Raw genomic sequence first — 13,833 nt, 5'->3', positions numbered from 1 at the left:
AAACCGCGCCTCCAATCGCGATTGACTTCGGCCCCCGCCCTGCCCCACTGTCCGCGCTTCGAACCGTCGGCGCAGCGCCTTGACGAACCCTGACTGACAAAGACAAGACAGACATGCTGAATGAAACGAAGCCGGAGCCGATCCGGTCTCCGATGCTCGAAAAGGCAGCCGGACAAGGCATCCGCCACGGCTATTTCACCCGTGTCGGCGGTGTCTCGAACGGCATCTATCGAGGTCTCAACATCGGCACCGGCTCTCAGGACGCTCCTGAACTGGTGCGCGAGAATCGCCGCCGCGTCGCCGACTGGATGGGCGTACCTGCCACACATCTGCTCAGCGCCCATCAGGTCCATTCGCCCGACGTCTTCGTTGCGCGCGAGCCTTTCGACGGCGAGCGACCCAAGGTCGACGCCATTGTCACCGACCGGCCGGGCATCGCCATTGCCGCCACGACCGCCGACTGCGGACCGGTGCTATTTGCCGATTCCGGCGCGCGCGTCGTCGGCGCCGCCCATGCCGGCTGGAAAGGCGCCTTCACCGGCGTGCTTGAAAACACCGTCGTCGCCATGGAGAGCCTGGGTGCAAGGCGCCAAAACATCGTCGCGGTGCTCGGCCCTTCGATCAGTCCACGCAACTATGAAGTCGGACCGGAATTCGTCTCCCGCTTCGTTGAGGCGGATGCCGGCAACGAGCGCTATTTCGCGCCGTCCGGCAAAGCGGGTCACGCGATGTTCGACCTCAACCGCTATACGATCGACCGGCTGAGACAAGCCGGCGTTACCGCCGAGGCACTCGACCGCTGCACCTATGCGGAAGAGGATCTCTTCTTTTCCTATCGCCGCACCGTCCACCGCAACGAACCGGACTATGGACGCCAACTGTCGGCGATCGTGCTGGAGGACAATGGCTGATGGCGCTGCATTTCGAACGTTCCGAATTCGACGCTCGCCGCGACCGGCTAATGATCGAGATGGCCGAGAAGAAGCTCGACGCCATCCTGCTGTTCGCCCAGGAAAGCATGTACTGGCTGACCGGATACGATACTTTCGGCTTCTGCTTCTTCCAGTGCCTGGTGGTGAAAGCGGACGGCTCGATGGTCCTGCTCACCCGCTCAGCCGACCTGCGACAGGCCCGCCACACCTCGACCATCGACAATATCGTGGTGTGGATGGATCGCGCCGACGCCAATCCGGCAATCGACCTGCGCAATCTTTTGAACGATCTCGACCTGCTCGGCGCGCGCATCGGTGTCGAATACGACACCCACGGCCTGACCGCCTATAATGGCCGCCGGCTCGATGAGCAGTTGCAGACCTTCGGCCAGATCGCAGACGCCTCCGGCATCGTCGGCCGGCTGCGTCTGTTCAAGAGCCCGGCCGAGATCGCCAAGGCTGAAAAGGCTGCCGCATTGAGCGACGACGCGCTGGACGCAGCCCTGCCGCTGATCAAGCAAGGTGGCGACGAGGCGCAGATCCTGGCCGCCATGCAAGGCGCGGTCTTCTCAGGTGGTGGCGACTATCCCGCCAACGAATTCATCATCGGCTCGGGGCCTGACGCGCTGCTTTGCCGCTACAAGGCAGGCCGCCGCAAACTCACCAAGAACGACCAGCTCACGCTGGAATGGGCCGGCGTCTTCCACCACTACCATGCGCCGATGATGCGCACTGCACTCACCGGCAAGGTCTCCAAGCGCCACCAGGAACTGTTTGATGCCTCCCATGCCGCACTGCTGGCGGTCGAGAAAGCCATGACACCCGGCAACAGTTTCGGCGATGTCTTCGATGCCCATGCGCGTACCATGGAAACGCATGGACTGACCCGTCACCGACTCAACGCCTGCGGCTATTCGGTTGGCGCGCGCTTCACACCGTCCTGGATGGACATGCCGATGTTTTACCAGGGCAATCCCGAGCCGATCGCGCCCAACATGACACTGTTTGCGCACATGATCATCATGGATTCCGAAACGGAGACCGCGATGACGCTCGGCCGCACCTATCTCACGACCGAATCGCAGCCCAAGCCGCTTTCGCGCCATGATCTCGACTTGATCGTGCGCTGAATCGACACCGGGAAGGGTATTTGTTCGTCGCCGAGGAGTTCGTCAGTCGATGAGGCGATCGTGCCTGACCATCGCGCCATTGCTTGTTGCTCTGGCGCTGTCGGCCTGCAACAGGGCCAATGACGCCCTGCAGCCGGCCCCCACCGCGCAAGCGACGCAACCCATCCCGGGCTCGACCGCTCCCACGACCAGCGCACAGCCCGGCACTCTGGCGAACCCGATCGCCGGCGCCCCGGCCCCTGCGACTGCCGGTGCTACTCCCACCGCAACGCCGGCGCAGATGGCCGCCGTGCTCGGCCAGACCCGGCTGCAAATCGCCCCGATCGTCGGTGCCTCGGTAGAGGCCGCCACGCCACTCACCCAGCGCCTCGCCGCGCGGGCGAAGGAAAGTGGTATCACACTTGCCGGCAGCGCCGGCCAAGGCGCCACCCATGTGCTGAAAGGCTATTTCTCCACGATCTCCGAGGGCAAGGACACCACCGTCATCTATGTCTGGGACGTCTACGATCCGGCCGGCACCCGCCTGCACCGTATCAACGGCCAGCAGAAGGCACCCGTCGTCAGCGGTGCGGAAGGCTGGGCGGCCGTACCACCCGCCACCATGCAAGCGATCGCCGACCAGACCATCGCCCAGTTGACCAGTTGGCTGGCAGGCCGCACCGCCGGCTGATCCTGGAGCGTTTCCGTTTTTCTCGGAAACGCGGAACGCTGTAATTTTTGTTGACGCAATTCCAGATGCAAAACCGCTACGCACTTTGCTGGAATTGCTCCGGGAATCTAGCCGGCTGACACCCCGGTACTCCTTCCCCTGCGTTAAACCTTTGTTGCGATTCAGCTGCGGATTCGTAAATACGGCGCTTGCAATACCGGCACGGCTGGTTAAAAGCCCCATAAACTCCACCACCAGGTACGGTGCATGAAACTCTTCGCGGGCAATTCCAACAGGGTGCTGGCCGAAGCGGTCGCCCGCTATCTCAACATCCCGTTGGGCAAGGCCAGTGTCAGGCGCTTCGCCGACCAGGAGATCTTCGTCGAGATCCAGGAAAACGTGCGCGGCGAGGATGTCTTCATCCTGCAGTCGACCTCTTTCCCGACCAACGATCACCTGATGGAACTGCTCATCATGATCGATGCCTTCATGCGCTCGTCGGCCCGGCGCATCACGGCGGTCATCCCCTATTTCGGCTATGCCCGCCAGGACCGTCGTGCTTCCGGCCGCACGCCGATCTCGGCCAAGCTGGTTGCCAACATGATCGCTCGCGCCGGGGCGAACAGGGTACTCACGCTTGACCTGCATGCAGGCCAGATCCAGGGCTTCTTTGATATCCCGACCGACAACCTCTTTGCCGTCCCCGTGATGGCGCGCGACGTGAAAGCCAAATATAAGCAGCTCGGCAACGTCATGGTCGTCTCGCCCGACGTCGGCGGCGTGGTGCGCGCGCGCGCTCTTGCCAAGCGCATCGACGCCCAGCTCGCCATCGTCGACAAGCGCCGCGAGCGGCCGGGCGAATCGGAAGTCATGAACGTCATCGGCGACGTTCGCGGCAAGGACTGCCTGCTGATCGATGACATTGTCGATTCCGGCGGCACGCTATGCAACGCGGCCGACGCGCTTCTGGCCAATGGCGCCACCAGCGTCACCGCCTACATCACCCATGGCGTGCTTTCGGGCGGCGCGGTGGCTCGCATCACCGGCTCCAAACTGCAGGAACTGGTCATCACCGATTCGATCCAGCCGACCCAGGCAGTCATAGACGCACCCAATGTCCGCTGCATCTCTATCGGCGACCTGATGGGCGAAGCGATCTCGCGCACTGCCACCGAAGAATCAGTGTCAAGCCTGTTCGATTAAAGCGCCGCGCGTCCACCCGGACGCGCCAAGGACGCTCTGACACTTTGAAACTGCGCCGTTTATCGCAGTATCCCGTCCAGCACCGGCAGACTGATGAACGCCGAAAGCGCGATCAGTCCGAAGCACAATCTGCGAAAGGTCTGCTCGCTGGCGATGCCGAACATATGCGCGCCGAGCCACAGCCCCATCCCGTAGGCTGGTGCAGCCACAACGGCCAGCGCCACGATTGAAGTGGTTATGAGGCCGCCCCAGAGATAGCTCGCCGCGGTGATGGCTGAAGAGGCGGCAAAATAGAGGATGATGTTGGCCCGAACTGTGTTGCCGGCAAAGCCACCACCCAGCCAGTAGGCCACGACCGGCGGTCCGCCGACCTGTGCCGCACCCGAGAAAATACCGGAGATCGCCCCGACTGCGACAGTGAGGTAGGCTTTCGGACGGCCGTGATAACGCCAGCCCGACATCAGAAGCAGAAGAAGCGCGATGACAACGGCGATGATCGACCAGCGGATCGTCAGCGGGTCGAGATGCGCGAGCGCATAAGTGCCGAGCGGCACGCCGACCATAGCGCCGAGCGCCATGACGGAGACATTGGTCTTGTCGGCCAACCGCCAGGCGCCCGGCACGAAACCGATGGTCATCACGCCATCGACCACCAGCAGCAGCGGCGCCGCGATCTTGGGGCTGATCACCGAACTGGCCAGCGGCACGAAGATGAGCGCGGCGCCAAAGCCTGAAAAGCCACGCGCCAGGCCGGCGATCAACGCGATCACAACAATGGCGAATACAGCCTGGTTGGAAATGTCGGCCAGAAGCGAGTGAAGCATTTGAGCGAAGGTTCGAAGACAATCCTTGGTCTTCGTACCCATCCCTTGCTTCGCTGGATAGGGTACAGACCATTGCAGCAAGATGGCGCAGACGCCGCCGCAAAGACATTGCGCCAGCTGATGGCGATTGCCGCCGCCCTCACCCCACTTCCCTTGCACCCCTCAGATATGCGCGCGGCGAGGTGCCCAGCATGCGCTTGAACATGGTGGTGAAGGCCGGCACGCTGTCATAGCCGAGATCGAGCGCCACGCGCGTTACCGGCTCGCCATCGGTGAGCCGCGGCAAGGCGGCAAGCAGCAGCGCCTGCTGGCGCCAGGTCGACAGCGACAAACCCGTCTCGCGGTGGAATACACGGGTGAAAGTGCGTCGGCTCATGCCCACGGTCTCCGCCCAATCGTCGATGGTGGCATGCGGCGACGGCTCGGTGACGAAGCGCCGGCACAGTGCCGCGATGCGGGGATCATGAGGGAATGGCAGGCCGAGCGGCCGCTCCTCCATGGCCGGAATCTCATGCAGAAGCAGCGCCATCAAAAGTGCGGCACGCTCGCTCGGCGGCTCGTCGGTCGGCAGCGTGACCGCCTCGATGATCAGGCTGCGCATCAGGTCACTGACGCCGACGACGCGCAGGTTTGTCGGCAGGCCGGCGACAGAGTCGGGCGCGACATAGACGGAGCGCATAGAGACATTGCCCTGCATTTCCACCGCATGCTTGATGCCGGCCGGGATCCACATGGCGTGATCGGGTGGAACCATCCAGCGGCCGAAATGCGTTTTCACCAGAACCACGCCAGTCAAGGCGTGCAGAAGCTGGCTGCGATTATGGCGATGGTCGGGCACCGTATAGCCATCCGGATATTCTGACGGCAGGGCCACGACGAGGTCCTTGGTGCGGTCGAGCCATTCCAGCCGCTCGCGATGGCGGCGATGCAGGTCGGTGACCGGCGCTTCGAGATAGGAAACACTTGTCGGCATGGGTTTGGCCCACTTGCGTAAGAAATGGACCAAACCACGAAAGAAGCTGCGTCACAACAGGATTATAAGCGCCGGCGCGGTGGCACATTGCCGCCCGCAACAAGGGTGCGGCTAGATTCAAGCCAGGGCACGCCGAAAAGTGGTGGCTTTCGGAGTCGCGAAGCGACAAGCGGAGCGTGCGCTGGGTACGTGCGCGAAAACGCGGAAAGCTGCCATTCGCAGGCCGGGCTCGTTTGAATATCGGCGCGCCACAGCAAGGAGCATGATCTTGACCGATACCGCAGCGACAGCCGGTCGCGCGACGACCGCAGCGACCACCACAGCCTTCACCGTCATCCTGGCGGTGAGCTTCGGCCATTTCATCAACGACATTATGCAGTCGCTGCTTTCGGCCATCTATCCGCTCCTTAAGGACAATTACAGCCTCGATTTCTGGCAGATCGGCCTGCTGACCTTTACCTTCCAGGTTACGGCCTCGTTGCTGCAGCCGGTTGTGGGCATAATCACCGACAAGCGGCCGATGCCGTTTTCCCTGCCCTGGGGCATGGCCTCCTCGCTGGTCGGTCTGATCATCCTTGCCTATGCGGGCCACTACTGGCTGCTGCTGCTCGGCGCCTCTATGATCGGCATCGGTTCATCGATCTTCCATCCGGAATCCTCGCGCATTGCCAGGCTCGCCTCTGGCGGCAAGCACGGCCTTGCCCAGTCGCTGTTCCAGGTCGGCGGCAATTTCGGCCAGGCCATGGGCCCGCTTGCCGCTGCCTTCATCGTCGTGCCCTTCGGCCAGACCAGCATCTCCTGGTTCGCGATCGGCTCGCTGATCGGCATCATTGTTTTGTGGCAGGTCGGCAACTGGTACATCCGCTACCGCAAGGCAGTTGGCAACCGGCCGGCAGCAGTGCACGTCTCGCCCTTCTCGCGCGGCCGGGTTGCGTGGTCGCTGGTCATCCTGACGGTGCTGGTGCTCTCCAAGAACGCCTATATCGCCAGCCTGTCGAGCTACTACACCTTCTACACCATCGAGAAGTTCGGCGTTTCAGTGCAGATGTCGCAGGTGCTTTTGTTCGCCTTCCTCGGCGCCTCGGCACTCGGCATCCTGCTTGGCGGGCCATTCGGCGACCGTTATGGCCAGAAGGCGATGATCTGGTTCTCGATCGTCGGCGTGCTGCCGTTCACGCTGATCCTGCCCTACGCCAACCTGGAATGGACGGTGATCCTCACGATCCTGATCGGCCTCATCCTGTCATCGGCGTTTTCCAACATAGTGGTGTTTGCGCAGGAACTGGTGCCAGGCCGGGTCGGCATGATCGCTGGCATCTTCTTCGGCTTCGCCTTTGGCATGGGTGGTATCGCCGCCGCCATCCTCGGCGTGGTGGCGGATGCCAAGGGCATCGACTTCGTCTACCGGATCTGTTCGTACCTGCCCCTGCTCGGCCTGCTCACCATCTTCCTGCCCAACATGAAGGAAGCAAAAAAGGCGGCGTAAGCCAGAAGCAAAGCCAGGAAAGGCGGCCATGCTTGCGCGTTTGGCCACCTTCCGCTATAGAGCCGCTACCCGCGTAGACACCCTTGGAGGCAACGCGGACGAGGGCCGCGGATTTCGCGGCTTTCGACATTTTCGGAACCCGGCTTGCCGGAAACCGGGAATGCTCCAGCAACGCGAAAGGAAATACCATGAGCCACGATACTTACGAGCTCAAGGCCGAGTCGCGCGAACAGGTCGGTAAGGGGTCCGCCCGTGCAGTTCGCCGCGACGGTAAAGTGCCTGCAGTTATTTATGGCGACAAGCAGCCCCCTCTGGCTATCGCCCTGTCCTACAAGGACATCTTCTACAAGATCCATGGCGGTGGTTTCCTGACCACGGTCGCCACGATCGACGTCGACGGCAAGAAGATCCAGGTCCTGCCGAAGGACTATCAGCTTGATCCGGTCAAGGACTTCCCGCTGCATGTCGACTTCCTGCGCGTCGGCAAGAATACCGAAGTCAACGTCAACGTTCCGGTCCACTTCATCAATGAAGAGAAATCGCCCGGCATCAAGCGCGGCGGCGTGCTCAACATCGTGCGTCACGAGGTGGAGTTCCACTGCCCGGCCAACGCGATCCCGGAATTCATCGAGGTCGACCTTACCGGTGCCGAGATCGGCGATTCCATCCACATTTCGGCAGTCAAGCTGCCGGCTGGCGTGAAGCCGATCATCTCCGACCGCGACTTCACCATCGCCACCATCGCCGGCTCGGCCGCGATGAAGCCGGAGACCGAAGAGGTGGAAGTCGCTCCGGTCGCCGAGGAAGCCGAAGAAGAGTAATTTTCGCTGCCCGGGAGGGCCGCAACCATGCTTTTGTTTGCTGGTCTCGGCAATCCGGGTGCGAAATATGCCAACAACCGGCACAATGTCGGTTTCATGGCGGCGGACGCTATCGCCCGCCGCCATTCCTTTTCGCCCTGGTCGAGGAAGTTCCAGGCCGAAATCGCCGAGGGCAGGATCGGCGGCGAGAAGGTGCTCCTCATCAAGCCACAGACTTTCATGAACCTCTCCGGCCAGTCCGTCGGCGAGGCGCTACGCTTCTACAAGCTCGATGCTGCTGCGGTGACCGTTCTCTACGACGAGATCGAACTTCCGGCCGGCAAGGTCCGGGTCAAGATCGGCGGCGGTTCGGCTGGCCACAACGGCATCCGCTCGCTCGACCAGCACATCGGCAACAATTACCGGCGCGTGCGCATCGGCGTCGGCCATCCGGGCGCGAAGGATATTGTGCGCGACCATGTGCTGGGCGACTTTGCCAAGGCCGATCAGGAATGGCTAGGCGTCCTCCTCGACAGCATCGCCGACAGTGCCGAACTGATCGCCAAGGGCGACGACAACTCCTTCATGAATCGCGTCACCCTCGCCCTGCGCGACAAGCTGCAGCCGACAGGCCCCGACGACACCCCACCGGCCAAGGCACCAAAACAGTCTTCCGCACCCAAGGCACAGAGCCATATCCGCCAGGCAAGGCCGCAGCAGCCCGCAGTCAAGGTTCCCGAAAATGGGCCGATGGCCGCCATGCTGAAGAAGCTGCTCGGCAACAAGGATTGAGCCTCTTTCGGTCGGAGGCTTGACGATCGTCTCCCCTTTCGCCCATAGCCCTGAACAAATTCCGAACTCCCGATAGGACCACATCATCATGGGTTTCAAATGCGGCATCGTTGGGCTGCCCAACGTCGGCAAGTCCACGCTGTTCAACGCGCTGACGCGCACCGCGGCGGCCCAGGCTGCCAACTATCCCTTCTGCACCATCGAGCCGAACACCGGCGAAGTGGCGGTGCCGGATCCGCGCCAGAAGAAGATCGCCGAGATCGCCAAGTCGAAGGAGATCATCCCGACCCGGATTTCCTTCGTCGATATCGCCGGCCTGGTACGCGGCGCCTCCAAGGGCGAAGGGCTCGGCAACCAGTTCCTCGCCAACATCCGCGAGGTCGATGCCATCGTGCATGTGCTGCGCTGCTTCGAGGATGACGACATCACCCATGTCGAAGGCCGCATCAACCCGGTGGCTGATGCCGATACGGTCGAGACCGAACTGATGCTGTCCGACCTCGAAAGCCTCGAGCGCCGCATCGTCAATGTGCGCAAGCGCGCGCAGGCAAAGGACAAGGAATCGCTCACTGTCCTGCCCGTCATGGAGCAGGCGCTGGCGCTGCTGCAGGACGGCAAGCCATGCCGTGTCATGTTGAAGAACATCGCACCCGAAGATTTGAAGATCCTGCAGGGCCTCAACCTGCTGACCGCTCACCCGGTGCTTTACGTCTGCAACGTCGCCGAGGCCGATGCCGCGACAGGCAACGAACACACCAAGGCGGTCGAAGCGATGGCGGCTTCCCAAGGCGCCTCCACCGTGGTCATCTCGGCAGCCATCGAGGCCGAAGTCGCCCAGCTCCCCGACGGCGAGCAGAAGGAGTTCCTGGAAGCGATGGGCCTGCATGAGCCGGGCCTCGACCGGTTGATCCGCGCCGGTTACGAGCTCTTGCATCTGATCACCTATTTCACCGCCGGCCCCAAGGAGACACGGGCCTGGACGATCGAGCGCGGCACCAAGGCGCCAGGGGCTGCCGGCGTCATCCACACCGATTTCGAACGCGGCTTCATCCGGGCGCAAACCATCGCCTACGAAGATTTCGTGACACTGGGCGGCGAAGTGGCGGCCAAGGAAGCCGGCAAGGCGCGCGACGAAGGCAAGGAATATGTCGTGCAGGACGGCGATGTCATGCTGTTCAAGTTCAACACCTGACGCCAGCCGATGACCGCGCGCGGCGCACCGGAAGTCGATCTGCCCGCGGTCATCCGCACACGGGTGGACGGTTACGCGTGGGATCGCGACACGCTCGGCCACTCGGATGCCGGCGTGTTCAAGCTGGAAGTGGCCGATAAGCCCGGCCTGTTCCTGAAGATCGAAGAAGCCAATGGCTTCGGCGAACTGCCGGCGGAAGTGGAGCGGCTGCACTGGCTTGGGCGTCAGGGCATAGCGTGTCCCGAGGTTCTGGCTTTCGAGGCGCATGCTGGCTGCAACTGGCTGCTGATGAGCGCCATATCGGGCAAGGATCTGGTCTCTGCCGGCCCCCTGCCCGCCGAGAAGACGATCGCCATGATGGCCAGTGCGCTGCGGACCCTGCACGCGCTGGATATTCGTTCCTGCCCGTTCGACCACAGGCTCGGTCGGCGCATCACCGACGCCAGGGCGCGCATGGAGGCTGGGCTCGTCGACGAGGAGGACTTCGACGACGAACGCCTGGGCCGGACTGCGCAAGATGTCTTTGCCGACCTCATCGCCTCGCGTCCGGAAAGCGAGGACCTTGTCGTTGCCCATGGCGATGCCTGCCTGCCGAATTTCATGGTCGATGGCGACCGTTTCTCGGGCTTCATCGACTGCGGCCGGCTTGGCGTGGCCGACCGCTGCCAGGATCTCGCGCTTTCCTGCTGGAGTATCCGCCACAACCTCGGCGAAGAGTGGGTTGCGCCGTTCCTCGCCCTTTACGACGCACCGGACGTCGATCCGGGCAAACTTGCCTACTATCGGCTGCTGGACGAGTTCTTCTGACCGGGCGGCTGGCTACGGCGGCATAACACATTCCCGGCATCGCGAAGGCAGCCGCCTGTTTGCAACTTGACGCGGCTCATCCCCCGGTCTATCGCGCCCTTGCGTCGGCTGGATTTCTCCCTCGGCGCCGTCATGAGCCTGTGCCCTTGGGGCCTCATATCGTTTCCAACATGGGAGACCACGCGATGATCAAAGCCTTCGTCGTGGACAATGACCGTCTGCGCCTCGCCGACGACCTGGAGCAGAACCGAGACGCGATCGTCTGGGTCGATCTGCTCAACCCCACCAAGGAAGAAGAAGCCGTCATCGAAGCGGTGTTCGGCATCGCCGTGCCGACACGGGAGGAGATGGAGGAGATCGAGATTTCCAGCCGCCTCTATGTCGAGGACGGTGGATATTTCATGACCGCCAACCTGCCCTCGCAGACCGAAGGCGAGAAGCCGGAGATGTCGCCGGTCACCTTCGTTCTGGCCGCGAAGCGGCTGATCACCGTGCGTTATCACGAGCCGCGGGCCTTCAAGACCTTTCCACTGCGCGCCGAGAAAGTGGCCACCGGCTGCACCAGTGCCGACACCATCCTGATCGGCTTGCTCGAAGCGATCGTCGACCGCCTCGCCGACATCCTGGAAAAAGCCGGCCGGGATATCGAGGCGATTTCGCGCGACATCTTCGAGGCGACCGCCACCAATGCCTCGCGCCGCGACCGCGACTTCCAGGAACTGTTGAAGAGCATCGGCCGCAAGGAGGACCTCGCTTCCAGCGTGCGCGACAGCCTGACCTCGCTGCAGAGGGTGGCGGGTTTTCTTGCCCATGCCGCCACGCAGACCAAGATGGGCAAGGACACGCGTGCCCGCATCAAGACGCTGGCGCGCGACGTGCTGTCGCTCGCCGATCACGCCACGTTCCTGTCGCAGAAGATCAGCTTCCTGCTCGATGCCACGCTCGGCATGATCTCGATCGAACAGAATGCCATCATCAAGATCTTTTCGGTCGCAGCCGTCATCTTCCTGCCGCCGACATTGGTGGCTTCGATCTACGGCATGAACTTCGACATCATGCCGGAGCTCAAATGGGAGATCGGCTATCCCTTCGCGATCGGCCTGATGATCATTTCGGCGATCTTGCCCTATCTCTACTTCCGCAGGCGCGGTTGGCTTTGAACGCTCGGAACGTGCGGACCGGATGCCGTCCACAGATCCTAAAGCGCTGAACCAAGGCCTCCACGGTCTTGCGGGAGCACAGGGCAGCAGTCACAATAATCGTACAAGCTTGAACGAGGTTGCGCGATGACCGGCAAGAAATGGGCCTATGAGGATTTCGAGGAAGGCGCCATCCTCGACCTCGGCACCAAGAAGGTGGCGGCAGCGGAGATCATCGAATTCGCCTCCGAATTCGACTTCCAGCCCATGCATCTCGATGAGGAAGCCGGCAAGGCAGGCCTGCTCGGAGGTCTTTCTGCGTCCGGCTGGCATACCTGCTGCATGTTCATGCGCATGCTATGCGATGCTTTCCTTCTGGAATCGACCTCGCAAGGCGCACCCGGCGTCGACCAGGTCAAATGGAAGAAGCCGGTATTGGCCGGCGACACGTTGACGGGCCGCACCACAATACTTGCCAAGCGCCTCTCCAAGTCGAAGCCAAGGCTCGGTTTCATCACCATGCGGGCGGAGTTGTTCAACCAGCGCGGCGAAGCGGTGTTCGAGTTGGAAAACACCGGCATGTTCCTGACGCGTGCGGGAGGCGAAGCATGACGCTCGACGAATATTTCGGCATTGCCGCGACTGTCACGCTCGGGTCACACCGGTTCGAGCCCGACGAGATCAAGGCATTTGCGCGAAAATACGATCCGCAGATCTTCCATGTCGACGAGGAGGCCGCCAAGGCGAGCCTGCTCGGCGGCCTGTGTGCTTCCGGCTGGCACACCGCGTCGACCTGGATGAAATACAATCTCAAGACGCCGAAGCGACCCGGCCTCGTCTGGGACGGCCCTGGTCCGGAACCGGAGTTTGGCCCTTCGCCCGGCTTCCGCAATCTCAAATGGCTGAAGCCGGTGTTCGCCGGCGAGACGGTCACTTTCACGCGCACCGGCCTTGCTCACCGCCCCCTTGCCTCGCGACCCGGCTGGCGGCTGCTGACCATCCTGTGCGAGGCTTTCGATTCCACCGGCGACAAGGTGATCGAGTTCGAAAGCTCTGTCCTCGTGAAGGCTGGATAACCTTTTCAAACCAAGGCATTGCCACTGCATCCTGACACCAAGGTGTCAGGATGGTTGCGCTATCTGATCGGCCTGTGAAGGGATCCGAGGTTTCGCAATGCCGGCGCATCCGGATCCCTCTTGGGGATGCGACCGATGGATTCCAGCGCCTTGTGGCTCTATTTCGTTCTGCTTGTCGGCATCATCGTGGTGCCCGGCATGGACATGCTGTTCGTATTGGCCAACGCGCTCACCGGGGGACGACAGGCAGGTGCGGCGGCGACCGGCGGTATCATGCTTGGAGGCATTTGCCACACTATCTTCGGCACGGTCTTCGTGACCGGCCTGTCCACTCTGCTACCCGTCGTCGCGCCAGCCATGATGGTGGCAGGCTCGCTCTACATGATGTGGATCGGGTTCACCCTTTCCCGCAGCACGATCGCCGTCGACACGGTCGAGGCGGCGGCGGTACGCCCGTTCGGCACGATCCTGGCGCAGGGCGTGCTCACCTGCGTGCTCAATCCCAAGGCATGGCTGTTCGTGCTCGCTGTCTACCCACAGTTCATGAAACCGATCTACGGTCCGATCTGGCTGCAGGCGCTGATCATGGGCACGATGACCGTCACCGTGCAGATGGTCGTCTATGGCGGTCTGGCTCTCGCTGCCCTGCGCGGCCGCGATGCGTTGACTGAGAACCATGCGGCGACCGCCTGGGTCGGCCGCGGCGCCGGTCTGCTCCTGATGGCCGTCGCCGCCTTCACGTTGTTCCGCGCAATGAGGGGGATGTGAGCAATACCCGGGTGCCACGCGTGCCACCATTGGCGCTGCCAGTCTTCGCCGGCTGGCTTGCT

The 13,833-nt window shown here is 62.5% G+C and carries 15 protein-coding genes; 13 read left to right on the top strand and 2 right to left on the bottom strand.

What is annotated here, in order from left to right:
• Positions 1-113: 113 nt before the first annotated feature.
• From pgeF to ACFWXH_RS08040, 4 genes are all read left to right on the top strand, one after another.
• Positions 114-911, top strand: coding sequence for a peptidoglycan editing factor PgeF (gene pgeF, locus ACFWXH_RS08055; RefSeq protein WP_379119114.1), 798 nt, complete (start codon positions 114-116; stop codon positions 909-911).
• The gene (locus ACFWXH_RS08050) at positions 911-2,062 is read left to right on the top strand and encodes a M24 family metallopeptidase (protein WP_379119112.1); all 1,152 of its coding nucleotides are present in this window, start codon (positions 911-913) and stop codon (positions 2,060-2,062) included. The genes pgeF and ACFWXH_RS08050 overlap by 1 nt, the downstream gene beginning before the upstream one ends.
• A 49-nt stretch (positions 2,063-2,111) precedes the next feature.
• Positions 2,112-2,732: a hypothetical protein gene (locus ACFWXH_RS08045; protein ID WP_379119110.1), complete on the top strand. Its 621-nt coding sequence runs from the start codon at positions 2,112-2,114 to the stop codon at positions 2,730-2,732.
• A 246-nt stretch (positions 2,733-2,978) separates the two neighbouring features.
• On the top strand, positions 2,979-3,914 hold the full coding sequence (locus ACFWXH_RS08040; RefSeq protein ID WP_054310558.1) for a ribose-phosphate pyrophosphokinase: 936 nt from the start codon (positions 2,979-2,981) through the stop codon (positions 3,912-3,914).
• 59 nt (positions 3,915-3,973) lie between these two features.
• Here ACFWXH_RS08040 and ACFWXH_RS08035 read toward each other — a convergent pair whose 3' ends face one another.
• Both ACFWXH_RS08035 and ACFWXH_RS08030 read right to left on the bottom strand, forming a co-directional pair.
• On the bottom strand, positions 3,974-4,780 hold the full coding sequence (locus tag ACFWXH_RS08035; protein WP_379119108.1) for a sulfite exporter TauE/SafE family protein: 807 nt from the start codon (positions 4,778-4,780) through the stop codon (positions 3,974-3,976).
• A gap of 97 nt (positions 4,781-4,877) precedes the next feature.
• Positions 4,878-5,711: a helix-turn-helix domain-containing protein gene (locus ACFWXH_RS08030; RefSeq protein WP_054310560.1), complete on the bottom strand. Its 834-nt coding sequence runs from the start codon at positions 5,709-5,711 to the stop codon at positions 4,878-4,880.
• A gap of 262 nt (positions 5,712-5,973) precedes the next feature.
• On the opposite strand from ACFWXH_RS08030, the gene ACFWXH_RS08025 reads away from it, so the two are divergent.
• The 9 genes from ACFWXH_RS08025 (at position 5,974) to ACFWXH_RS07985 (ending at position 13,771) form a co-directional block, all read left to right on the top strand.
• The gene (locus tag ACFWXH_RS08025; protein WP_379119105.1) at positions 5,974-7,197 is read left to right on the top strand and encodes an MFS transporter; all 1,224 of its coding nucleotides are present in this window, start codon (positions 5,974-5,976) and stop codon (positions 7,195-7,197) included.
• A 188-nt stretch (positions 7,198-7,385) separates the two neighbouring features.
• Positions 7,386-8,018, top strand: a complete 633-nt coding sequence (locus ACFWXH_RS08020) for a 50S ribosomal protein L25/general stress protein Ctc (RefSeq protein WP_379119102.1) — start codon at positions 7,386-7,388, stop codon at positions 8,016-8,018.
• 27 nt (positions 8,019-8,045) lie between these two features.
• Positions 8,046-8,789 carry an aminoacyl-tRNA hydrolase gene (pth, locus tag ACFWXH_RS08015; RefSeq protein ID WP_379119100.1) on the top strand — a complete coding sequence of 248 codons (744 nt, stop codon included), beginning with the start codon at positions 8,046-8,048 and terminating at the stop codon, positions 8,787-8,789.
• A gap of 88 nt (positions 8,790-8,877) precedes the next feature.
• On the top strand, positions 8,878-9,981 hold the full coding sequence (gene ychF, locus ACFWXH_RS08010; protein WP_054310563.1) for a redox-regulated ATPase YchF: 1,104 nt from the start codon (positions 8,878-8,880) through the stop codon (positions 9,979-9,981).
• Positions 9,982-9,990: 9 nt separating this feature from the next.
• The gene (locus ACFWXH_RS08005) at positions 9,991-10,788 is read left to right on the top strand and encodes an APH(3')-II family aminoglycoside O-phosphotransferase (RefSeq protein WP_379119098.1); all 798 of its coding nucleotides are present in this window, start codon (positions 9,991-9,993) and stop codon (positions 10,786-10,788) included.
• A gap of 185 nt (positions 10,789-10,973) precedes the next feature.
• On the top strand, positions 10,974-11,948 hold the full coding sequence (gene corA / locus ACFWXH_RS08000) for a magnesium/cobalt transporter CorA (RefSeq protein WP_379119096.1): 975 nt from the start codon (positions 10,974-10,976) through the stop codon (positions 11,946-11,948).
• 126 nt (positions 11,949-12,074) lie between these two features.
• On the top strand, positions 12,075-12,539 hold the full coding sequence (locus ACFWXH_RS07995; RefSeq protein ID WP_379119094.1) for a MaoC family dehydratase: 465 nt from the start codon (positions 12,075-12,077) through the stop codon (positions 12,537-12,539).
• Positions 12,536-13,003, top strand: a complete 468-nt coding sequence (locus ACFWXH_RS07990) for a MaoC family dehydratase (RefSeq protein WP_379119092.1) — start codon at positions 12,536-12,538, stop codon at positions 13,001-13,003. The genes ACFWXH_RS07995 and ACFWXH_RS07990 overlap by 4 nt, the downstream gene beginning before the upstream one ends.
• Positions 13,004-13,138: 135 nt before the next feature.
• The gene (locus tag ACFWXH_RS07985; RefSeq protein ID WP_379119090.1) at positions 13,139-13,771 is read left to right on the top strand and encodes a LysE family translocator; all 633 of its coding nucleotides are present in this window, start codon (positions 13,139-13,141) and stop codon (positions 13,769-13,771) included.
• Positions 13,772-13,833: the final 62 nt, after the last annotated feature.

Origin of the sequence: Mesorhizobium sp. NPDC059054, assembly GCF_042739215.1 — a bacterium.
GTDB lineage: Bacteria > Pseudomonadota > Alphaproteobacteria > Rhizobiales > Rhizobiaceae > Mesorhizobium.
The sequence above is the reverse complement of the archived record's forward strand: the minus strand, read 5'-3'. Positions and strand labels throughout refer to the sequence as shown.

Bases quoted from the DNA above. Each gene is read 5' to 3' on its own strand.
- pgeF (WP_379119114.1), top strand. From the start codon at position 114: ATGCTGAATGAAACGAAGCCGGAGCCGATCCGGTCTCCGATGCTCGAA.
- ACFWXH_RS08050 (WP_379119112.1), top strand. From the start codon at position 911: ATGGCGCTGCATTTCGAACGTTCCGAATTCGACGCTCGCCGCGACCGG.
- ACFWXH_RS08045 (WP_379119110.1), top strand. From the start codon at position 2,112: ATGAGGCGATCGTGCCTGACCATCGCGCCATTGCTTGTTGCTCTGGCG.
- ACFWXH_RS08040 (WP_054310558.1), top strand. From the start codon at position 2,979: ATGAAACTCTTCGCGGGCAATTCCAACAGGGTGCTGGCCGAAGCGGTC.
- ACFWXH_RS08035 (WP_379119108.1), bottom strand. From the start codon at position 4,780: ATGGGTACGAAGACCAAGGATTGTCTTCGAACCTTCGCTCAAATGCTT.
- ACFWXH_RS08030 (WP_054310560.1), bottom strand. From the start codon at position 5,711: ATGCCGACAAGTGTTTCCTATCTCGAAGCGCCGGTCACCGACCTGCAT.
- ACFWXH_RS08025 (WP_379119105.1), top strand. From the start codon at position 5,974: ATGATCTTGACCGATACCGCAGCGACAGCCGGTCGCGCGACGACCGCA.
- ACFWXH_RS08020 (WP_379119102.1), top strand. From the start codon at position 7,386: ATGAGCCACGATACTTACGAGCTCAAGGCCGAGTCGCGCGAACAGGTC.
- pth (WP_379119100.1), top strand. From the start codon at position 8,046: ATGCTTTTGTTTGCTGGTCTCGGCAATCCGGGTGCGAAATATGCCAAC.
- ychF (WP_054310563.1), top strand. From the start codon at position 8,878: ATGGGTTTCAAATGCGGCATCGTTGGGCTGCCCAACGTCGGCAAGTCC.
- ACFWXH_RS08005 (WP_379119098.1), top strand. From the start codon at position 9,991: ATGACCGCGCGCGGCGCACCGGAAGTCGATCTGCCCGCGGTCATCCGC.
- corA (WP_379119096.1), top strand. From the start codon at position 10,974: ATGATCAAAGCCTTCGTCGTGGACAATGACCGTCTGCGCCTCGCCGAC.
- ACFWXH_RS07995 (WP_379119094.1), top strand. From the start codon at position 12,075: ATGACCGGCAAGAAATGGGCCTATGAGGATTTCGAGGAAGGCGCCATC.
- ACFWXH_RS07990 (WP_379119092.1), top strand. From the start codon at position 12,536: ATGACGCTCGACGAATATTTCGGCATTGCCGCGACTGTCACGCTCGGG.
- ACFWXH_RS07985 (WP_379119090.1), top strand. From the start codon at position 13,139: ATGGATTCCAGCGCCTTGTGGCTCTATTTCGTTCTGCTTGTCGGCATC.